The sequence below is a fragment of the Campylobacter sp. RM12640 genome (assembly GCF_020137595.1).
Lineage (GTDB): Bacteria > Campylobacterota > Campylobacteria > Campylobacterales > Campylobacteraceae > Campylobacter_E.
The window spans coordinates 45,918-66,406 of record NZ_JACGAU010000004.1 but is presented as its reverse complement, the minus strand read 5'-3'; the positions used below and the strand labels follow the sequence as shown (position 1 = coordinate 66,406).

Here is a 20,489-nt window from a genome sequence, read left to right as displayed (position 1 = left end):
ACATTGAGATATAGTGTTTTATTACTTAGTTTATTGTTTTTGAGTGCTTGTGGTGGTGGCGGTGGTGCTGCTAGTGTAGAGCCAAATAATTCAAATAATCAAAGCACAATTAATAAAGATTATACAAATTATTTGCCTACTGCTAATTTTAATTTAGAAGATAGTTTATATAATAGTAGTTATTTAAAATTCACACCGCAAAATTCTTCATCAATCTATGTTACAAATATAGGCTTTAGCTCTAATTGGAATCAAGGTTTTTTAGGAACAGGAATAATCTTAGCTATCCTAGATACAGGGACAAGTGATTTAAGCAAATTAGCTTTTAATAATCATTATGAATATAAAGAAGTAGATAGAAAACATTGGAAATCACTAGATTATAGATTAAAAAATACTAATTTTACTGCTAACACTTACAAAAGCTCTGTTTTGATTAATGAAAAAACAAAAGCAAAAGCAACTCATGGAATGCTAGTAATGAATACAGCAAATCATTTAGCAAAGGATATAAGATTTGCTAATGTGCCTTTACCTTTACTTGATGCATATAAAAATAAGTTAAGTTCAGGAGATGATATAAATCTTGCCGCTACAATTGATTATTTATCAAATAGTGGGATAAGGTTTTTTAATCGTTCTTTTGCAGAAATAGGCGAAATTAATAAAAGCGAAGAATTAGTTGGGAATTTTTATCCAGCAATTATGCAAAATAATGCTCTTATAGTTAGTTCAGCGGGAAATGAGGAAACAACAGGAGATTTTTCAGCTCATGCTTTACCTATTAATAGCCCACTTAGAAAAGGTTGGATAATTGCACTTGGTTATTATGATGAAAAACCAAAAAAAGATTACAAAAATATTTATTATATTATGGATAATGGGGTTAAAAAATATGTATATTCTGCAGGAAATACTTGCAAAAAATATGGTTGGGATGATTGTATAGCAGCTCCTTTTTTAATAAATAATAATAGAGGAACTAGCTTTAGTGCCCCAGCTATTTTAACTCTTGGTGCTTTAATTTATGAAAAATATCCTTGGATGAGTAATGATAATATTAAAGAGAGTATTTTTACAACAGCTTATAAGGTTTATGGAGCAAGTGCAAGTGATATTAAAGCTCATTTTGGAGAAGGCATTATAAATCCAGCAAAAGCAATGAATGGAGTTGCAAGTTTAAGGCATGATTTTAATGCCAATGTAGATATAGATAATTTATATGTATTCTCAAATGATATTAGTGGTAATGCAGGGCTTATTAAAGATGGGATTGGAACTCTTGCTTTAAGTGGAGCAAACACTTTTACAGGAGATATAAGTATTAAAAAAGGTGTTTTGTGGCTTAGTAATTCAAATAAAGCTAGTATTACTAATAATTCTATATTAAGAATGAGTAATGCTAGTGCTGCAAATTTAACTAATAATGGAATTTTAGTTAATGAAGGAATGGAAGTTAATAATCTAAAATTAGCTAATACAAGCGTAGTTTATACAAATATAGGCGAAAAATTTAATGTAATTAATAAAGCTATACTTAATGGGGATTTAAATGTAGTTGGGGTTAAATACGGCTATACTTTAAATAAAGAAAGAGAAAATATCTTAACAGCAGGAAGTATTGAAGGTGAGTTTAAAAATATAAAACCAAATTCTACATTTTTGAAATTAAGCGAACCAATATATGATAAAAATAATTTAAGTATTAAGGTAGATAAAATTGATGATTTAAATACTTTACCTGAATTAAATGCTTATGCTAAGAAAAATTACACAAGTTTATTTTCAAAATTTGATAGATTACTTTATGAAACAAAAAAGCCTGATTTACCATTGGATAAGGCAAATTATAAAGAAGTGAATTTAAATGGTAATTTAAGCGAAAGCGAGTTTTTAAAATACAATATGATTGCAAATGCGATAATAAATACAACAAAAGATGAATTAGCATCTACTACGAAATTATTATTTGCAGAAGATATTTATACAAACTCAATTTTAAATATCGCAAGGATAAAATCACTAAATAAAATAAGTTTTGATAATTTTGGAGTAAGTTATAATTACAATAAAATTAGTGATTTAAAAGAAAGTTCAAGTGAATATAAAATAGCTAATAATTTTGATAATTTAGGTCTTGCTTTTGTTTATAATGACGCTAGGATTTATAATGATAATTTTAAAAACACTTCAAGAACTTTAGGCTTTTTAGCAGGTTATAAAATAGATTTAGATGATTATTATTCTAAGAATTTGATTTCATATTTTGATATTAAAAATAATGCAAATAGATTTGATTTAAGCTCAAAATTTAAAAATAAAGCCTTTTTAATCTCAAGTGAATTAGGATTAAATAATAATATTAGTCCTTATTTTAGGTTAAATTATTTGAAGTATTTTCAAGATAGTTTTAGTGAAAATAGCAATCTATTAGCTTTATCGTTTAATAAGTTTAATAAAGACTTTTATTATGCTAATTTAGGAATTAATTCTAATTTTGCTTTTAAAAAGCTAAATCTTAAAACTTATGCTGATTTAGAATATAATTTCAATAAAGATTATTATTTTTTAGCTAAATATGATTTTTCTGATGAATTAAAAATATCAAATGGCTTTTATAAACAATATTTATTTAATTTAGGTATTAATTTATCTTATCGTTTAAATGATAAAGTTAATTTTAATTTTGATTATAATAATTCATTTGCTAAGAATTATTTTGCAAATAAATTTAATTTAGGATTTTTATATGAATTTTAAACTATCATTAATTGCTTCTATATTTTTATTAAGTGCTTGTGGTGGTGGAGGCGAAGCTAATACTCAAACTCCTAATATAAAATCTTCACAAAATACTTCTATTTCAAGACCACATAAACCTACAGCTAAAGTATCAACTAATGAGAATTTTCAAAACATAGTTGAAAATGCCAAAATAACTTCGGATTATTCTAATTTGCCTGTAATTAATACACCTAAAAAAACCAATATAGCCACTAAGTTAAACACTAAAACTGATACTGCTACTATTAGTGTTTTTGCTAAGCTTTATGATACAAATTTAGCTACTTTTCAAAGTGCAAATAATCCATCAAGCTATTCAAACAAAGAAGTTTCAAGGTCAAATAATAATCAAACTAGCTATGGATTTAGCCCTAATTGGAATCAAGGCTTTTTAGGAAAAGGAATAATTATCGGGGTAAATGATTCGGGGACTGATGATTTAAAAAATGTCTTAGTAAATAAGCATTTTGATTATAAAAAGACAAATCAAACTAAATGGAATTCATTGGCAAATAGGATAGATGATGATAATTTTATAAGTAAAAACTATTCAAATTCTTTTTTAAAAGATAGCAATAATAGCCCTATTTTACACGGCAAAAATGTAATGAATACTGCAAATACAATTGCAAGTGAGATTAAATTTGCAAATATAGTAAATCCTATTAGTAAAAGTGAAATTGGCGATGATATTAATTTAGCCGCTACAATTGATGCTTTATCAAATAGTGGAGTTAGGTTTTTTAATCAATCTTATGAATATAGTAATTTAGATTATTCAAGTCCAAATACAGGCATATTTTATACGGCAATTATGAAAAATAATGCTTTAGTTTTTAACGCAGCAGGTAATATTACTGATAATATTAATAAGCCTTTTACAACCCACGCAATCCCACTTGATAGTCCTTTAAGAAAAGGTTGGGTAATTGTTTTAGGATATAAAACCAATGCTGCAAGAGTAGATGAATATGGAAAGCATTTTTACATACAAGATAATGATGGAGCAATTAAAGAAGTTTTTCATCACGGAAATACTTGCAAGAAAAATGGTTGGGATGATTGTATTTCAGCTCCTTTTGAAATAAATGGAATTGAAGGCACAAGTTATAGCACCCCAATAACTGCTAGTGTGGCGGCTTTAATTTATGAAAAATACCCTTGGATGAGTAATGATAATATTAAAGAGAGTTTATTTACAACCGCATTTAAGGTTACAAGCACTACAAATAATGCTGATGATATTAAGGCTCGTTTTGGGGTAGGGATTTTAAATCCTACTCGTGCTATGAATGGGGTTGCTGAGTTTAGAAAAGACTTTTATGCTAATGTGGATTTAGATAATTTATATGTATTTTCAAATAATATTAAAGGTGATTTTGGTCTTATTAAAGATGGAATTGGGACTTTAGTATTAAGTGGGGATAATACTTTTAAAGGTAATAGCGAGATTAAAAACGGCACATTGTGGCTAACTGGTAAGAAAAATCAAGCACATTTTACAAATACAAATGGTGTTTTAAGAGTAAGCAATACAACTGCAAGTGGTATTACAAATAATAGTGTTTTAATAAACGAAGGTTTAACTTTAGGTAGCCTTGAATTAGGTGCAAATAGCAAGATTTATTCTAATTTAGGCGAGAGTTTTAGAGTTTTAGGTAATGCTAAATTAGACGGGGAATTTAATTTAGTAGGTGTTAAATCAGGTGCAAATATAACTCAAGGTCAAAATGTAGATATTCTAACGGCAAAAAGCATTGAAAATAGATTTAAATCAGTGCAATCATTAGTAACCTTTTTAGAAATTAATGAGCCAACTTATACTAATGATAAAGTAAGCGTTATGGTTAAAAGAATTGATTTAAATAAAATTAATAATTTAAATGATTTTGCAAGCAAAAATTATCAATTATTGTTTAATCAACTTGATAATTATTTAGAATACGAAGTTGGTAAAAGAGATAAAACAAGCGATGATTTAGCTTATAATAATATTAATTTAGATGGGCATTTAAGCGAAGCTGAATACAATTTAAGAAGAGCTGATTTGTTTTATGCTAGTATTTTAAATACTACCCAAGACGAATTAGCAAAAAATACAAATAAGCTTTTTGCTAATGATTTATACGATAATAGTTTAATGAATATTGCAAAGGTTAAAAGTATTCAAGCAAATGATTTAAAAGATGATTTTAATATAGAACAAAGTTATAAATATAATAAAATTAATTCTTTAAAAGAAAGCTCAAATGAGACTTTAATTAGCAATGCTTTAATAAAAGATGATTTTAAATTCGCTTTAGGTTTTGTTTATAATAATTCAAATATTTATAATGATGATTTTAAAAACAATGCAAGAACTCTTGGCTTAATTGCTAATGCGAATTTTAATTTAGATGATTTTTATATCAATAATAAATTAAGTTATATTAATACTTTAAATAAGACAGAAAGATTTGGCAATTATGCGAAATTTTATGATAATTCTTTAGCATATACTTTAAAATTTGCTTATAAATTGAATGATTTTTATCCTTTTGTCGCTTTAAATGGTATTTTTTATAAACAAAATTCTTTTAATGAATTAGGTAATGATTTTAGCGTAAGTGTTAATAGCTTTAAAAAGTTTTTTACTTATTCAAATATAGGACTTGAGTATAAGAAAAATTTAAATTATTTAAACTTGTTAGCTAGTGTTGATTTAGAATATAATTTTTACAAACATTATTTATTAAAGGCAAAAAATATAAGCTATCAAAATAGCATTGATATTAGTAATGGTTTTTCAAAAAAACTATTAACTAATATTAATTTAGGTTTAGGTTATTCTTTTAACGATAGGCTTAATCTTGGGATAAATTATAAGTTAAATTATGCTAAAGATTATTTTGCTAATAAGTTTATGTTGGGTATTAATTATAATTTTTAAGGAGCTTTAATGAGAGTTTTTAAGTTTGGCGATAATATAGATACAGATTTAATCATAGCCGCAAGATATTTAAATACAAGTGATGAAAAAGTATTAGCTAGTTATGTTATGGAAGATGCTAGACCTGGATTTTTTAAAGAAATTAAAGAAAATGATTGCATAGTTGCAGGAGAGAATTTTGGCTGTGGTTCTAGTCGTGAGCACGCACCAATTGCTATTAAAGCTGCAAATATTAAATGTGTAATCGCAAAAACTTATGCGAGAATTTTTTATAGAAACGCATATAATACTGGACTTTTAATATTAGAGTGCAACGATACTGATAAAATTGCAGAAAATGATGAGTTAGATATAGATATTACAAATGGAATTATTAAAAATATCACAAAAAACGAAAGCTATAAAATAAATCCAATCCCTGTATTTATGCAAGAATTATTAAATGCGGGTGGTTTGATTGAATACGCTAGTAAGGTTGCAAAATGAATAAAATTTGTGTAATTAAAGGCGATGGAATAGGCCCTGAAATAATTAATGAAGCTATAAGAGTTTTAAAAGTAGTTCGCCCTGATTTAGAATATACTGAATGCTTAATGGGTGGGGCTGCGATTGATGCTGTTGGAGTTCCTTTACCACAAGAAACTATTGATGTAGCATTAAATTCTAATGCAGTTTTATTTGGTGCAATTGGTGGAGAAAAATGGGATAAGCTAGAACGCCATTTAAGACCTGAGAGTGGATTATTAGCACTTAGAAAAGCTTTAGGAGTATTTGCAAATCTTCGTCCTGCTTTTGTATATGATGGACTTGAAGAGCTTAGCACTATTAAAGCTAGTGTTGTAAAAGGCGTTGATTTACTTGTAGTAAGAGAATTAACGGGTGGAATTTATTTTGGACAACCTAGAGAAAAACTAGCAGATAGAGCTTATAATACAATGGTTTATACTCGTGATGAGATAATTAGAATTGCAAAAATTGGTTTTGAAAGTGCAATGAAACGCCGCAAAAAATTATGTATGGTAGATAAAGCTAATGTGCTTGAAACTTCGGCTTTATGGAGAGAAGTTTGCGATGAGTTGGCTGTAAATTATCCTGAAGTTGAATTAAGCTATATGTATGTAGATAATGCTGCTATGCAACTTATTAAAAATCCAAAGCAATTTGATGTGATTTTAACAGAGAATTTATTTGGAGATATTTTAAGTGATGAAGCTAGTATGGTAGTTGGCTCAATCGGACTACTTGCAAGTGCTAGTATAGGTGGAAAAGTTGGACTTTATGAACCAATTCACGGAAGTGCTCCTGATATTGCTGGTCAAGGCATAGCAAATCCAATTGCTACAATTTTGAGTGCTGCTATGATGTTAAGATTTGCATTAAACGATGAAGTATCAGCATCAAAAATAGAAAATGCAGTAAAAAGAGTAATAAGCGAAGGCTATGGATGTGCTGATTTAGCTAATGCAAAAATTAAATTAAATACCCAAGAAATGGGCGAATTAGTAGCGAAGTATTGCTAATGCAAACAATTACCGCAGCAAAGATTTATGAAGAACAAGGGCTAAGAGAAGAAGCCCTTGAAATATATAAAAATATTTTAAAGCGTGATAAAAACAATCAAGCAGCTAAAGAAGGTATTTATAGATTAAGTGGTGCTAAGGTGCATAAACTTGAGCTTAATTTATTAATGTATGATTTTTTTATGAATGCTAAAAGCGAACAAGAATATAATGAGTTTAAAAGGTGGCTAATAAATATATGAATAATGAAGAATTATCACAAATGATTGATAGATTATCTCAAGTAGCAGCAGAAGAGATTAAAAAAGAATATGAAAAAACTGAAGAAGAGCAAATAAATGAAGTAAAAGCAGTAAATGAAATCAGTAGCGAAGAAGAGATAATAGCTAAGATTGAAGATATTCAAAGAGCTAAAGAAACTACTAGCACAGCTATGCTATCAACTTATGAAAAGCAATATTTATTGAAAATTAAAGAAAGAATTTTAGTTCTTTTTGAAGCTTTAAACACCAAGCAAAATGAAGAAGATTTACAAAAAAGATTAGAAATAACAATATCTTTTATAGAATTTTTACTAGCAAGTATTGAAGAGCGTTTAAAAAATTAATGCTTCCTTGGGATGATGAGACTTTTGTAACAATACAATCAATTTTATCAAAATACACAAAAAGAGCTTATTTTGTGGGTGGTTGTGTTAGAGATATTTATCTAAGTAATAATACAAATGATTATGATATAGAGATTTATGATGTAAGTCCTAGTAAAATGGAGCAGATTGCTAAAGAATTAAACGCTTTAGGTGTAGGCAAAAGTTTTTTTGTATATAAAAAAGCAAATTATGATTTAGCACTTGCAAGAACAGAGAAAAAAACAGGCGATTTACATACGGATTTTCGTGTAAAAGTTGAAAAAAGCATATACAAAGGCTCGCTTAGAAGAGATTTTCGTATGAATACAATAATGATTAATATTTTTACACAAGAAATAATAGACTTACATAAAGGCATTCAAGATTGTAAAAAAAAGCTAATTAGAATAGTGAATTATTCTACATTCAAAGAAGATTCGCTAAGGCTTTTAAGATTTATTCAATTTATCGCAAGATTTAAGCTAAAGACTAAGAAAAAGGATTTAAGGTATCTAAAAAAAATTGATATTTCAAACCTTAGCAAGGATAGAATTTATAATGAATTAATAAAATTATTTGAAGCAAAATACCCTGAAATTGGGCTTTATTATTTGTATAAGCTAAAATTATTTGAAAAATGTTTTGGTTTTAGCGTTAGCAAATATGAATTTTTTGCTGTTTTAAAAAAGATTAAAGATAATAAGAATTTAGTTTGTAAGGAAAAAAGATTTGCTTTAATGTTTTTTTATTTTATTGATTATTTTAATATATATTATCAATTTATGCCTTATAAAAAAATGCTTTTCTTTTTAACAAAAGAGCCAAATTTTAATGATTTAAATGACTATAATTTATGCAAAATTGCTATTAAAATGCCGCTTAGAGAGTGGCTTGGACTAAATAAGGATATTGTAAAACGAGCTAAAGAATTAGGAATTTATAATGACAAAATAAAAGTCGTATATGAAAATATTAGCTCAAAAGAAGAAGCACTAATATGCGAAGAAAAAGCCATTAAGGAGTATATGAAAAATGTTTAATATAGTTTTAGTTGAGCCAAGAATTGCAGGAAATGTAGGGACAATAGGTAGAATGTGCTATAACTTAGGTTTTAAATTGCATCTTGTTGGACCTCATTTTTTGGACTTTTCAAGTAAAAAGATTATGCACGCAGGTCTTGATTATTGGGATAAACTTGAGCCGATTTTTTGGGATAATGCAAAGGATTTTTTAGCTAATAATGATATTGCTAAAATGAAATTCGCTAGCACAAAATCAAAAAATCCTTATTTTAACGCTAATTTTAGCGAAGGAGATTTTATAGTGTTTGGAAGTGAGAGTTTTGGTTTGCCACAGCCTGAAATTAAAGAGATTTTAAGTAATGAAAACACATTTTTAATACCTATGAAAAGCTATGGCAGGTCGCTTAATCTAGCTCAAAGCGTTGCGTTTTTAAGCTCGGAAGCCTTAAGGCAGAATTTTAAAAATTTTAGTATTTAGTATTTATCTAGTTACTACTAACTAGATAAATTATTTTTTCTAAACAAAAGCAAAGAATTAAACACCACAACAAGCGATGAAATACTCATAAGCATAGCACAAAGTGCAGGATTTAAATGCAAATTAATCTCGCTAAAAACCCCACAAGCTAGAGCAATTCCTATGAAATTATAAAAAAACGATATGAATAAATTTTGCTTAATCTTACTATAAGCTTTATCAAAAATCTCAAAAAGTTTTATGATTTTAATCAAATCATTTTTTAGCAATATCGCATCGGCTTTATTTTTAGCAATTGCATTTGCGTTGCTAAATGATATACCAAAATTAGCCGTTCTTAATGCCTTAATATCATTAGCCCCGTCCCCAATAAATACGCTTTTTGCGTTTAAATTCTTTATTATTGCAGCTTTATTTTCAGGTGTAACTCTAAAATAATATTCGCTAATTTCTAGTTTGTTTGCTAGATTTTCTACTCTTTCTTTACTATCTCCGCTAATTATTATTATTCTTTTATTGAGTGATTTTAAAAAGCTAATTAATTCTTTTGCATTTTCATTAATTTCGTTTTCTAGAGTAATTTTGCCTAAATATAAATCATTTTTATAGCATAAAAACTCATTTTCGCAAGGTTTTATTTCTACTTTTAAATTCTCATCAGTATAAATTAAAGAATTATCCTTTAAAGCACAAGTTCCATTTAAATCTAAAAAATCAGTAAAATTATTCGTAATACTCTTAGCTATTGGGTGATTTTGAGTATTTTCAATACTTGCAATTAGCCTAAAATCAGCTTCGCTTAAATCGTGTGATATTTTTTGCACGGAATTTGTAAGTGTGCCTGTTTTATCAAAAACAAAGCATTCTATATCTTTTATTGAGTTAATTAGCTCTGGATTTTTTAAAATTATTCCTTCTTTAAAGCATAAATTAATGCAAATTACTATTACCATAGGAATTGCAAGTCCTAAGGCACATGGACACGAGATTAACAACACACTACTAACATAAAAAAACACCTTAGAAGAATCTATAAAATACCAAACAAGTCCTGTAATACTAGCAATTATACAAATTATTAATACAAAATATTTGCTAATCTTATCAACTAATTTAAAGGCTTTTAAATCCTTATTATTAGCTTTCATTGCTTCATCTTTAAGCTTTTCAAGTGAGCTTTCATAATAAGTGCTAGTTGCTTTTATCTTTAATAATTCGCCCTTATTAATGCTACCTGCATAAACTAATTCTCCTATTTTTTTGCTTAGACTAAAGCTTTCTCCGCTAATAACGCTCTCATCAATTAAGGCTTCATTTAGACATATTCCATCTACTAAGATTTCTTCGCCGTTTTTAATAAGTAGCTCATCATCTTTATTTATTTGATTTGCTTTTATTATTTTATTGTTTGCTAGGGTTATTGTAGGGATTTTGCTTGGTGTGATTAAAGAATTTGCTTTAGCTTTTGCTTTATTTTCAATAAATTTTCCAAGCCTAATCACAAAGCAGACAAAAGTGCTTTCAAAAAAGAAATGATGATGAATACTAAAAAATGAATAAAAATAATTAATGCTAATTCCAAGCACTACAAGTAAATCCATTCCATAGCTTTTATGAAATATTACTCTTTTATAAAAATCAAGCGAAAGTAAAATAGCCAAACTTGCAAAAACACAAGAGAATAAAAAGCTAAAATCAATAAAAGTTAAAACACTAAAAATCGCTAAAAAAATTAGCCTAATGCCTTCGTAAGTTTTTTTTGCATTTATTTTTTCTAAGCTTACTTCAAAGCCTAGTTTTTTGATAGTAAAAATTAGCTTTTCACTATCAAAATCATCGTTTACACTAAATTCTCCAAATTTATTGATAAAATCAACCCTTGCATCTATTACGCCTAATTTTAAGGCTTCTTGTTTGATTGAATTAGCACAATTTACACAATGCATTCCGTTAATAAAAAGCCTTATATTTTTCATACTAATTTACCTAATCTAAATCCTAATTCTAAAAGCTCATCTTCAAATTCTTCTTTATTCGCATTTATAAAAATATATTTTAAATCATCACTAAAATTAATTACCCCAAAATCTTCTTCTAAAGCATTTTTTATCTTATTTACACAATGATTGCAATTTACATTAAAAATTTCATATTTTTTCATTTTATCTCCTTTAAAAATTGTAGCTTTCCCCATCATCTGGGATTAAAACTCTATCGCTTAAATTATTCTTATTTACAAATTCTTTTAAAGCTTTTCTAGTTAAAACACAATGATTAATAGCTTCTAAATGAACGGCTATTATCTTGCTAGTTGATATTTTAGCAATATTTTTAATATCGTTTTCATTCATAATAATACTATCATCAAATCCTAAAACCATAGCATTTCCAGCATTTACAATAACAATATCATAATTTTGTTTTAAAGTATTTTCAACATCTTTTGTTAAAACACTATCTCCTATTAAATAAACACTTTTGCAATCTTTTGCACTAAAAATAACTCCCATAGTATCACCTAAAAGCTTTGCTAATTCTTCGTTTTTATATATTTCTTCGCTTCCGTGTTTTGCTTTAGTTTTTGTTAGTTTTACTCCTTGAAATTCTAAAGTATCGCTTAAAATATCAAGATTTTTAAATCCTAAATCTTTAAAATAATTATAATCTTGATTATCTTGAACGAAAACTTTAATATTTTTATCTAATTTTTTACAGGTATATTCATCTATATGGTCTAAGTGATTATGAGTAATTATTACAGCATTTACATCATTTATAATTTCTTCAAAACTAAATGGCAAATCCACTAAAGGATTTCTTAAATGTGAATTATAAGTATTTGCAAAACCTTCATAAGTGCCTTTTGGTGCTAACATAGGGTCTATTAAAAAACACACATTATTTATAGTGATTTTTACACAAGCGCTTCTAATTAATTGAACTTTTGTATTCATAAAATCTCCTTAATTTAAATTAAAGGATAGATATTATCTTTTTTAAAAATAATTGTAAATTACTTACTTTTTCGTATGTATGATAAGCTTTTTTCATTTAAAGCATTAAATAATTTCTTTTCTTTTAAAACTTCAATGCCTATTTCTTGAAAAATAATAATAGCTTTTAACATTTGCTTTCCACGATTTGTTAAAAAATATTCTACTTTTAGTGGATAGCCATCATAAGTTATTTTATCTACTAAGCCATTTTCTCTTAATTGATTTAAGTGTTCAAGAAGCATTTTTTGACTAATTCCAATTATATCTTTTTGTAATTTTGATAAAGAAGAATTACCTAAACTTAATTGAAAAATGATTATGCTTTTCCATTTTCCATTTATCATATTTGCAGCTACTTGCAAAGGACAGGTTACATTATTCATATTTATTTGCATAAAAACTCCTTTATACTTACAAATTCGTAAGTAATTTACATTTACTTAAATATGAATTATAATCATAAAAATTAAAAAGGATTAAAGTTATCTTAAAACTAGATTTAAAGGAACAACAATGACTTGCACCTATCAAGACTTAATTCATAAACCAATAAAACAACATTCAAACAATCATTCTTGCAATCATTCACACCATAACCACTCCCATAATCATTCACACCATAATTCTAATCACTCCCACGAACACCACAATCATTCTCATACTCATTCTTATGATTTTACTAAGAATAAAAAAGCATTGTTATTAAGCTTTATAGTAACTTTTGTAGTAATGTTTGCTGAATTAATCTATGGGTATTTAGCTAATTCTTTAGCATTAATTAGTGATGCACTTCATATGATAACACACGCTTTTGCATTGATAATAAGTTTTATTGCACTAATATTTATTAATAAACAAGATAGTAAAAAAACTTATGGATATTATAGAAGTGAAATAATAGCTGCTTTTATAAATGCTATTATGATAGCTATATTTACTATATTTATCATCTATGAAGCTATTGAAAAACTATTAAACCCAAGTAAAATAGATATAAAGACTATGCTTATAGTATCTTGCTTTGGACTTGTAGCAAATATAATTAGTGCTTTATTATTAATGAAAGCTGATACAAGTAATTTAAATATTAAATCAAGTCTAATTCATATGCTAAGTGATTTACTTAGTTCTGTTGCAATTATTATTGGTGGAATTATTGTTTATTACACTGATTTTTATTTTATTGATTCAATACTAGCTTTATTAATAGCTTTAGTAATTGCTAAGTGGTCTATATCATTATTTAAACAAAGCTTAGATATTTTACTTGAGAGTTCATTCATTGAGATTAGTGAAGTAAAAGAATTTATATTAAAGCAAGATTTAAATATAAAAGATATTCACGATATACACATTCATTCAATATCTCAAGATTATCATATACTAACAGCTCATATAATCTTAGATGATTTAAATGAGTTTAAAAGTGTTTTACAAAAGCTTAATGCTTTACTTAAGAATGAGTTTAATATACATCATATTACTATTCAGCCAGAAATTAGCGAATAATTAGGAATTAACTTCCTAATTACTCTTCAATTAATTCTTTTTCGCCTTTTTTACGAGCTGCTATGATTAATGGAACTCCGCTTAAATCATAGTGCTTTCTTAATACATTTTGTAAATAGCGTTTGTAAGAAAAATGAAGTGCTTTTGGTCTATTCATTACAAGTGCTATTTTTGGTGGTGCAACGCTATATTGAGTAGCGTAATAAATCTTAACAAGTTTGCCTTTATCGTGTGGCAATGGATGAGCTAGACAAGCTTCTTCTATGATTTGATTTAGTTTTGAAGTTTGGATTTTTTGAATGTAGTTTGAATGCACTTTTAAGATTAAATCTAAAAGATTTTTAATACGCTTTTTACTAAGTGCTGAAACGCTAATAATAGGTGCATAGGCTAAGAATTTAAATCTATCAAGCCTTAAATGTTTGCAAACTTCATCAAATTCTTTATCACTCTTACCACATAAATCCCATTTATTTAAAACTATAATCACGCCTAAATAATTCTTACCTAAAAGCCCAGCTATTCTTTCATCAAGCTCGTTAAATCCTTCAGCAGCGTCTAATACAAGCAAGGCGATTTGAGAGTTTTCTAGCATTTTTTCGGTGCGATTTAGAGCGTATTTTTCTATACCTAAAATTTTACTTCTTCTTCTAATTCCTGCGGTATCAACAAATTCAAGTGTTTTGCCATTATATTCAATACTTTCATTTACAGGGTCAATCGTAGTTCCTGCAATGCTACTTACAACACATCTTTCATCATTTACAAGTGCGTTTAAAAGTGAGCTTTTGCCTACATTTACACGCCCTAAAATTGAGATTTTTATATGATTTTCATCAATTTCGCTAACTTCATTAATGCCTTCTTCATCATATTCACCAGCTATGTTTTCATCTAAGAAATCTTCTAAGCTAAGCTCTGAATTATCAGGCACGAAAGTATCACGCAAATGTGAGCTTAAAAAATCATTTAATTCATCAATTCCCGTTGCGTGAGATACGCTTATATTAAATACATTTTTAAATCCAAAACGAGTAAATTCCAAGCTTCTTTCTTCATCTTTTTTACTATCTACTTTATTAATTACTAAAGCTGTTGGTTTTTTAAGCTTTAATAAATCATAAAAATAAGCCCTATCATCATCATTTGCACCCAATTTACAATCTACCATATAAACGATTATATCAGCGTCTTTTGCTTCTTTTAAGGTGTTCTTTTTAACATTTTGAAATAATTCATCTTTATCATCAAGCCCACCACTATCTACTAAAATAGCCTTTTTTCCATTAATATCAACTATTTTTCTATTAGTATCTCTAGTAGTGCCACTAATATCAGAAGTTATCGCTAAGCGTTCTTTTGCCAAGCGATTAAATAGTGAGCTTTTGCCAACATTTGGCTTTCCTATTAACATTATTTTTTGCATATATATCCTTTATTAAAAAAGCTCATTTTAGCTATTATTGTTTAAGTCCTAGCAAAGTATCTAACATTTTATCAACCGTTGTGATGATTTTAGCACTTGCACCAAAACTTGCTTGATATTTCATAAGATTGCTTAATTCTTCGTTCATATCAACACCACTTACTGATTGAAATTCTGCTGTTACATTAGCCAAGATAGCTTCGTTTGTTTTGTATAAAGTATTATTGTTTTCTGCACGACTTGCTATATCTGTTGTTAAAGATCTATAAAATCCTTCAAAAGTAGCTTGAGTGCTTTCTCCTTTAGTATCGTAAAAATCAATTTTATTATATTGAAGTTGATTGATTGCATTTGCTACATCGTTATTTCCATCAGCACCAGAACTACTTGCTCTAAGTAAAGTTGGGTCGTGTCTTAGGCTAGTATCTACATTTATATTGCTACCATTAGTGCCTTCAAAGAATTTCCCAAGACCAAAAATTCCAGGAAAATTAGTGCCATGATCTTCTACGCCTACTTTAAATCCATCTAGTTTAGGAATAAGACTAAAAATACCACTATCTTTTGTTTCATCATAAGAATAATCAGCTAAAAAATAATCATCAAAATCGTTTAAATTGTTATTATCATTATTATCATCTGTATTAGAATTAATTTTTTCTAATAAACTAGAACTTCTTACTCCACCTGTCATTGATGTACTCGTATCAAGAGTGATTGTTTTTCTTGCTACTTCTTTACCATTATCGTTATATACGATTAAATCAAATGTGCCTGTTTTTAATCTATTATCTGCATTCATAATAATATCATCACTCTTTAGATGAGACATTTCATTTGATAATATTTGCTTTTGAGCTGCTCTTGAGTAGATATTGTTTGTTTCTGTAATCATAGTTTTTGCAAAAGAATCAAGATTGTTTATATAATCTTGCAAAATACCATCATCAAATCCATTAGTTTGGGTATTAAACTCACGACCCCTTAAATCAAGTTGAGCTCCTAATTGTCCCCCACTTAATTTAGAAGTTAAATCAGCAGTAGTTCCATCTTGAAGCTCATAATAAATCCTTTGAAAAGGGCTTCCTGCAGCAACACTATCTATTCTTAATGGATGAAATGTTGTCCCATCAACTATAGAAAAACCTTCAATATTTAAATGATAATCTATGCTTCCATCTTTTATATTTGTATCAAATGAAGCATTTTGTTCTAAATTCTCTTTAAAAACTGATGATTTAACGAGTTTTGAAAGTCTTAATTCTAATTCATCTCTTTTATCTCTTAAATCATTTGCCATAGAATCACCAGCACTCTCACTTGCCGCTATTTGAGCATTAATTGTAGAAATATCCTTACCAATTCTATTTATTTCTTCAATAGTTAAAACTACATCATCATTTACTGATTTTTGCATTTTAAACATATCATCTCTAGTAGCTTTTATATCTTTTGCAAGGGTTGTTGCTACTTGAACTAGATTTATTTTTGTAGCACCATCAGCAGGGTTGCTAGCATAATTATTCCAAGCTTTTTGATAAGCTTGTAAATCATTTAAAATTCCAACATCTTTTAAATCAGGAAATCTTTGTGCTGCTTCTTCAAGTTTTGTTTTTAGATATTTAGTATGTTCAAAATTATTTGTATTATCACGCATTTTTGTGAAAACATACTCATCGTGAATTCTTACAATCTTATCAACCTTAGTTCCAAGTCCAATATCACCAGCTGGCACATGTAAAGCATCTGCTGCTGATTGAACCACTCTTTGTCTAGTATAATAAGGATTGTTTGCATTTGTAATGTTATGTCCTGTTGTAGATATTTGAACTTGTGCAGCTCCAAGACCACTTACACCTGTATTTAGTGTTGAAAATATACTCATAATTAACCTTTAAAACTTTAACTTGATTTAAGCTTGTTAGCAAAATATATTCCATATCGTAAAAATTTTATTAATCTTTATATTTATTTGAAATTCTTTTTTTTAGATATTGATTTAAAAAATATTTTTTAATAACTTATATTAAAATTAAAAACTTATAATCCAACATTAAAATATTTATTAAAGGAAGAAATATGAAAATAATGGTAATTCAAGGACCAAATTTAAATATGTTAGGTCAAAGAGACCCTAGAATTTATGGAACTATGACTATGGCTCAAATACATGAACAAATGAGTTTAGCTGCTAAAGAAAGCAATGTTGATATAGAGTTTTATCAAAGCAATTATGAAGGCGAAATAATTGATAAAATTCAAGAGTGTGTAGGAACTTGTGATGCAATTATTATAAACGCTGGTGGATATACTCATACATCAATTGCGATTGCTGATGCAATAGCAGCTACTAGAATGCCTGTAATTGAAGTTCATATTAGCAATATTTATGCTAGAGAAGAATTTAGAGCTAAGAGTTTCTTAAGTCCTGTATGTGCTGGAACTATTAGTGGTTTTGGACCATTTAGTTATCATTTAGCATTACTTAGTGCTATTCAAATGGTTCAACAACAAAGAGCATTTATAGCAGCTCAAGAAGAAGCACTAAAAGCAAATAACGCTTAATGCCAAATATCAAGATAAATGAAGCGAGATATTTTAAAAGGATTAAGTATTATCCGTATTTTAGCAAGGATAATAAAGCTTATAAATATTTAGCTTTAATTTCTCTTGGTAGTAATATAGAGCCTGAGTGTGAAAGATTTGTAAGATTATTTAAAAAATTAAAATCTGATAGAAGATTTAAGATTATTCAAACTTCAGCATTATTAATAAATGAAGCTTTTGGGTATAAAGAGCAAAAAGATTTTACAAATGCTTTAATGTTTGTTAAAACAAGTCTTCACGCAAGAGAGCTTTTAAAAGTTTTACAACACTATGAAAATATTTTTCATAGGACAAGAAGTTTTAAAAATGCACCTAGAACTCTTGATTTAGATATTGTTTATTTTAGTGAAAAAACATATTGCGATAAGAGATTAGTATTACCACATTATGGTGCAGAAGATAGGATTAGTATAACTTTAGTATTAGGAACAATGTAAGGAAAAAATATGGCAATTAGGCAAGATAGTTTTAGAGTAGAAAAAGGACAAGATTATTTAGCTTATGTTAGAGATTATTATGGAGATGAAGCTGAAATAGTTGCTGTAACTCAAGTAGAAGGAAGAACTCCAACAAGCCCTGCTATGGTAGAAGTAGTTGTAGCTATTAATGATACAAAAGAAAAAAAGCAACCAATTGTAAATAAAAGAGCAGCGTTACACTACGAAAATAGTTTAAAAGAATTTAAAAGCGATAATTTTGATAGAAAAATAGCTATAGAAAATAAGCAAAATCAAAATGAAAATAAACCACTTAATCAAGATTTAAATTCTAAAAAAGAATTATCTAGATTAAAGTTTAATCCTAATTCTAGCAATAAGACAAAAGATGATAAGCAATTATTAAATGAGTTAAATAGCAAAGTAGATTATTTAATGAGTATGAGATGGGGAGAACTTGCTCCTGCTAGAAATAATCTTGAAATTCCACCTGAGTTTGCATTAATTTATGATAAAGCAAAAAAAAGTGATATGTTACAAACTCATTTAGATGAAATTATGAGAGCAACTCTTAAAAATATGCCAAAAGCTTTATTGAGTAATAAAGAAGCAATTACTAGATATTTTACAACCTTACTTAAGAGTATGATACCTTGCAGAGTTGATGCACCTATTAGAAAACAAAAAATAATTATGTTAGTTGGCCCAACAGGGGTTGGCAAGACTACAACATTGGCTAAACTAGCTTATAGATACGCATACGGAAGCAAAAGATACAAAACTGCTATAGTTTCACTTGATAATTTTAGACTAGGTGCTAAAGAGCAATTAGCTGAATATGCTAGGACTATGAGATTACCAATTGCATTTGTATCAACCGAAGAAGATTTACATAAAAACCTTGAGACTTTAAGTGGTTATGATGTGGTTTTAATAGATTCAACCGGTAATTCTCAATATGATAAAACAAAAATTGAAAAATTAGAAAGTTATTTAAAGGCTAGTGAGAGTGAAATTGAAGTTGCATTAGTATTAAATGCAGGTATGAAGTATGATGATATGGAAGAGACTTTTAATGCTTTTAATGCTTTAAATATTGATACTTTAATACTTACAAAATTTGATGAAACTAGAGCTTTTGGTAATATTTTTTCATTAATTTTTAATATTAAAAAACCTGTTTCGTTTTTTTCAATAGGTCAGAATGTCCCTGATGATATTTTAGTAGCTAATAGCGAGTATTTAATTAAATGCGTTTTAGATGGATTTAAAGGATAAATTATGCAAACACAAGCTGATAAATTAAATGAGCTTATGAAAAATGAGCATAAAGTAAATAAGAAAAATACAAAATTTATTGCAATTACAAGTGGTAAAGGTGGGGTTGGCAAAAGCACAATAAGTGCTAATATTGCTAATTTACTTGCAAATGATGGATATAAAGTAGGTCTTTTTGATGCTGATATTGGTCTTGCAAATCTTGATGTGATTTTAAATGTAAAAATAGGCAAAAATTTATTACATGTTTTAAAAGGAGAATGCAAACTAGCTGATATTATTAAACAAGTAAAACCGAATTTAAAACTAATCCCAGGTGATAGTGGTGGAGAGATTTTAAAATACAATAATTCAAGTTATTTTGACGCTTTTTTAGAAGATGCTGAATTATTAGAAGATTTAGACTTTTTGATAATTGATACGGGTGCTGGTATTGGTGGAACTACTTTACATTTTTTAGAAATTGCTGATGAAGTTATTGTTGTAACTACACCTGATCCTGCTGCAATTACTGATGCTTATGCTACTATTAAAGTTACTTCTGATGTAAGAAATGATTTTTTAATGCTTTTTAATGTGGTAAAAAGCGAAAAAGAAGCACTAGATTTATTTACAAATATTTCAAAAGTTGCATCAGCAAATATTAAAAATAATCCTGAATTAAAATATTTAGGATACTTAGAAAGCTCTGCTTATGTTATTGATTGTATTAAAAGTAGAGTTTTGTTTTCTCAAAGTTCGTCAAGAGAAACTAATCAATTAAAAAAAGCTACTAATAATCTTTTATCAAGATTGGAACGAAATGTGCTTAAAGATTCTGATTCAGGAAATATAAAAAGCTTTTTTAAAAGATTAATTGATAGGATTTAAGGTAT

The 20,489-nt window shown here is 27.6% G+C and carries 18 protein-coding genes and 1 pseudogene; 13 read left to right on the top strand and 6 right to left on the bottom strand.

The window, feature by feature from the left end:
• Positions 1-3: 3 nt before the first annotated feature.
• From AVBRAN12640_RS02275 to AVBRAN12640_RS02240, 8 genes are read left to right on the top strand one after another with little or no spacing between them, the layout of a single operon-like run.
• Entirely contained in the window at positions 4-2,760 is a 2,757-nt protein-coding gene (locus AVBRAN12640_RS02275; RefSeq protein WP_336608614.1) for a S8 family serine peptidase, read from the top strand.
• On the top strand, positions 2,750-5,713 hold the full coding sequence (locus AVBRAN12640_RS02270) for a S8 family serine peptidase (RefSeq protein WP_336608615.1): 2,964 nt from the start codon (positions 2,750-2,752) through the stop codon (positions 5,711-5,713). Before AVBRAN12640_RS02275 ends, AVBRAN12640_RS02270 begins: the two co-directional genes overlap by 11 nt.
• Positions 5,714-5,722: 9 nt before the next feature.
• Positions 5,723-6,199: a 3-isopropylmalate dehydratase small subunit gene (locus tag AVBRAN12640_RS02265; protein ID WP_214117845.1), complete on the top strand. Its 477-nt coding sequence runs from the start codon at positions 5,723-5,725 to the stop codon at positions 6,197-6,199.
• A complete protein-coding gene (leuB, locus tag AVBRAN12640_RS02260; RefSeq protein WP_214120498.1) occupies positions 6,196-7,233 on the top strand; it encodes a 3-isopropylmalate dehydrogenase in 1,038 nt (345 codons plus the stop codon). Before AVBRAN12640_RS02265 ends, leuB begins: the two co-directional genes overlap by 4 nt.
• Positions 7,233-7,475: a hypothetical protein gene (locus tag AVBRAN12640_RS02255; protein WP_214117843.1), complete on the top strand. Its 243-nt coding sequence runs from the start codon at positions 7,233-7,235 to the stop codon at positions 7,473-7,475. Before leuB ends, AVBRAN12640_RS02255 begins: the two co-directional genes overlap by 1 nt.
• Entirely contained in the window at positions 7,472-7,840 is a 369-nt protein-coding gene (locus AVBRAN12640_RS02250; RefSeq protein WP_214117842.1) for a CiaD-like domain-containing protein, read from the top strand. Before AVBRAN12640_RS02255 ends, AVBRAN12640_RS02250 begins: the two co-directional genes overlap by 4 nt.
• Positions 7,840-8,901, top strand: coding sequence for a CCA tRNA nucleotidyltransferase (locus AVBRAN12640_RS02245; protein ID WP_336608616.1), 1,062 nt, complete (start codon positions 7,840-7,842; stop codon positions 8,899-8,901). Before AVBRAN12640_RS02250 ends, AVBRAN12640_RS02245 begins: the two co-directional genes overlap by 1 nt.
• Entirely contained in the window at positions 8,894-9,361 is a 468-nt protein-coding gene (locus AVBRAN12640_RS02240) for a tRNA (cytidine(34)-2'-O)-methyltransferase (protein WP_336608617.1), read from the top strand. The genes AVBRAN12640_RS02245 and AVBRAN12640_RS02240 overlap by 8 nt, the downstream gene beginning before the upstream one ends.
• 17 nt (positions 9,362-9,378) lie before the next feature.
• Here AVBRAN12640_RS02240 and AVBRAN12640_RS02235 read toward each other — a convergent pair whose 3' ends face one another.
• The 4 genes from AVBRAN12640_RS02235 to AVBRAN12640_RS02220 are packed head-to-tail and all read right to left on the bottom strand — an operon-like array spanning position 9,379 to position 12,752.
• Positions 9,379-11,337: a heavy metal translocating P-type ATPase gene (locus tag AVBRAN12640_RS02235; RefSeq protein WP_336608618.1), complete on the bottom strand. Its 1,959-nt coding sequence runs from the start codon at positions 11,335-11,337 to the stop codon at positions 9,379-9,381.
• Positions 11,334-11,522: a heavy metal transport/detoxification protein gene (locus tag AVBRAN12640_RS02230; RefSeq protein WP_336608619.1), complete on the bottom strand. Its 189-nt coding sequence runs from the start codon at positions 11,520-11,522 to the stop codon at positions 11,334-11,336. Before AVBRAN12640_RS02230 ends, AVBRAN12640_RS02235 begins: the two co-directional genes overlap by 4 nt.
• A 10-nt stretch (positions 11,523-11,532) precedes the next feature.
• Positions 11,533-12,315: an MBL fold metallo-hydrolase gene (locus AVBRAN12640_RS02225; RefSeq protein WP_336608620.1), complete on the bottom strand. Its 783-nt coding sequence runs from the start codon at positions 12,313-12,315 to the stop codon at positions 11,533-11,535.
• Positions 12,316-12,374: 59 nt separating this feature from the next.
• The gene (locus AVBRAN12640_RS02220) at positions 12,375-12,752 is read right to left on the bottom strand and encodes a winged helix-turn-helix transcriptional regulator (RefSeq protein ID WP_250325158.1); all 378 of its coding nucleotides are present in this window, start codon (positions 12,750-12,752) and stop codon (positions 12,375-12,377) included.
• A 118-nt stretch (positions 12,753-12,870) separates the two neighbouring features.
• Between AVBRAN12640_RS02220 and AVBRAN12640_RS02215 the strand changes: the two genes are divergently transcribed.
• A complete protein-coding gene (locus AVBRAN12640_RS02215) occupies positions 12,871-13,866 on the top strand; it encodes a cation diffusion facilitator family transporter (protein ID WP_336612948.1) in 996 nt (331 codons plus the stop codon).
• 19 nt (positions 13,867-13,885) lie between these two features.
• Here the strand turns inward: AVBRAN12640_RS02215 and der are convergent, their stop codons facing one another.
• On the bottom strand, positions 13,886-15,292 hold the full coding sequence (gene der / locus AVBRAN12640_RS02210) for a ribosome biogenesis GTPase Der (protein ID WP_214149802.1): 1,407 nt from the start codon (positions 15,290-15,292) through the stop codon (positions 13,886-13,888).
• 34 nt (positions 15,293-15,326) lie between these two features.
• Complete coding sequence (flgK, locus tag AVBRAN12640_RS02205; protein WP_214117278.1) at positions 15,327-17,177, bottom strand: flagellar hook-associated protein FlgK; 1,851 nt, start codon at positions 17,175-17,177, stop codon at positions 15,327-15,329.
• 194 nt (positions 17,178-17,371) lie between these two features.
• Between flgK and aroQ the strand changes: the two genes are divergently transcribed.
• The 4 genes and pseudogenes from aroQ (at position 17,372) to AVBRAN12640_RS02185 (ending at position 20,484) form a co-directional block, all read left to right on the top strand.
• Positions 17,372-17,857, top strand: a complete 486-nt coding sequence (gene aroQ, locus AVBRAN12640_RS02200; protein WP_336608638.1) for a type II 3-dehydroquinate dehydratase — start codon at positions 17,372-17,374, stop codon at positions 17,855-17,857.
• Positions 17,857-18,336, top strand: a complete 480-nt coding sequence (folK, locus tag AVBRAN12640_RS02195) for a 2-amino-4-hydroxy-6-hydroxymethyldihydropteridine diphosphokinase (protein ID WP_214117274.1) — start codon at positions 17,857-17,859, stop codon at positions 18,334-18,336. The genes aroQ and folK overlap by 1 nt, the downstream gene beginning before the upstream one ends.
• A 39-nt stretch (positions 18,337-18,375) precedes the next feature.
• Positions 18,376-19,614: pseudogene (gene flhF / locus AVBRAN12640_RS02190) on the top strand (flagellar biosynthesis protein FlhF); the annotation flags it as partial.
• Between the two features lie 3 nt (positions 19,615-19,617).
• The gene (locus AVBRAN12640_RS02185; protein ID WP_214117271.1) at positions 19,618-20,484 is read left to right on the top strand and encodes a P-loop NTPase; all 867 of its coding nucleotides are present in this window, start codon (positions 19,618-19,620) and stop codon (positions 20,482-20,484) included.
• The last annotated feature ends 5 nt before the right edge of the window (positions 20,485-20,489 follow it).

Coding starts and splice junctions, on each gene's coding strand:
- AVBRAN12640_RS02225 (WP_336608620.1), bottom strand. CDS start 12,315: ATGAATACAAAAGTTCAATTAATTAGAAGCGCTTGTGTAAAAATCACT.
- AVBRAN12640_RS02265 (WP_214117845.1), top strand. CDS start 5,723: ATGAGAGTTTTTAAGTTTGGCGATAATATAGATACAGATTTAATCATA.
- AVBRAN12640_RS02245 (WP_336608616.1), top strand. CDS start 7,840: ATGCTTCCTTGGGATGATGAGACTTTTGTAACAATACAATCAATTTTA.
- AVBRAN12640_RS02215 (WP_336612948.1), top strand. CDS start 12,871: ATGACTTGCACCTATCAAGACTTAATTCATAAACCAATAAAACAACAT.
- AVBRAN12640_RS02270 (WP_336608615.1), top strand. CDS start 2,750: ATGAATTTTAAACTATCATTAATTGCTTCTATATTTTTATTAAGTGCT.
- AVBRAN12640_RS02255 (WP_214117843.1), top strand. CDS start 7,233: ATGCAAACAATTACCGCAGCAAAGATTTATGAAGAACAAGGGCTAAGA.
- leuB (WP_214120498.1), top strand. CDS start 6,196: ATGAATAAAATTTGTGTAATTAAAGGCGATGGAATAGGCCCTGAAATA.
- AVBRAN12640_RS02230 (WP_336608619.1), bottom strand. CDS start 11,522: ATGAAAAAATATGAAATTTTTAATGTAAATTGCAATCATTGTGTAAAT.
- AVBRAN12640_RS02220 (WP_250325158.1), bottom strand. CDS start 12,752: ATGCAAATAAATATGAATAATGTAACCTGTCCTTTGCAAGTAGCTGCA.
- AVBRAN12640_RS02185 (WP_214117271.1), top strand. CDS start 19,618: ATGCAAACACAAGCTGATAAATTAAATGAGCTTATGAAAAATGAGCAT.
- AVBRAN12640_RS02235 (WP_336608618.1), bottom strand. CDS start 11,337: ATGAAAAATATAAGGCTTTTTATTAACGGAATGCATTGTGTAAATTGT.
- flgK (WP_214117278.1), bottom strand. CDS start 17,177: ATGAGTATATTTTCAACACTAAATACAGGTGTAAGTGGTCTTGGAGCT.
- AVBRAN12640_RS02250 (WP_214117842.1), top strand. CDS start 7,472: ATGAATAATGAAGAATTATCACAAATGATTGATAGATTATCTCAAGTA.
- AVBRAN12640_RS02240 (WP_336608617.1), top strand. CDS start 8,894: ATGTTTAATATAGTTTTAGTTGAGCCAAGAATTGCAGGAAATGTAGGG.
- folK (WP_214117274.1), top strand. CDS start 17,857: ATGCCAAATATCAAGATAAATGAAGCGAGATATTTTAAAAGGATTAAG.
- der (WP_214149802.1), bottom strand. CDS start 15,292: ATGCAAAAAATAATGTTAATAGGAAAGCCAAATGTTGGCAAAAGCTCA.
- aroQ (WP_336608638.1), top strand. CDS start 17,372: ATGAAAATAATGGTAATTCAAGGACCAAATTTAAATATGTTAGGTCAA.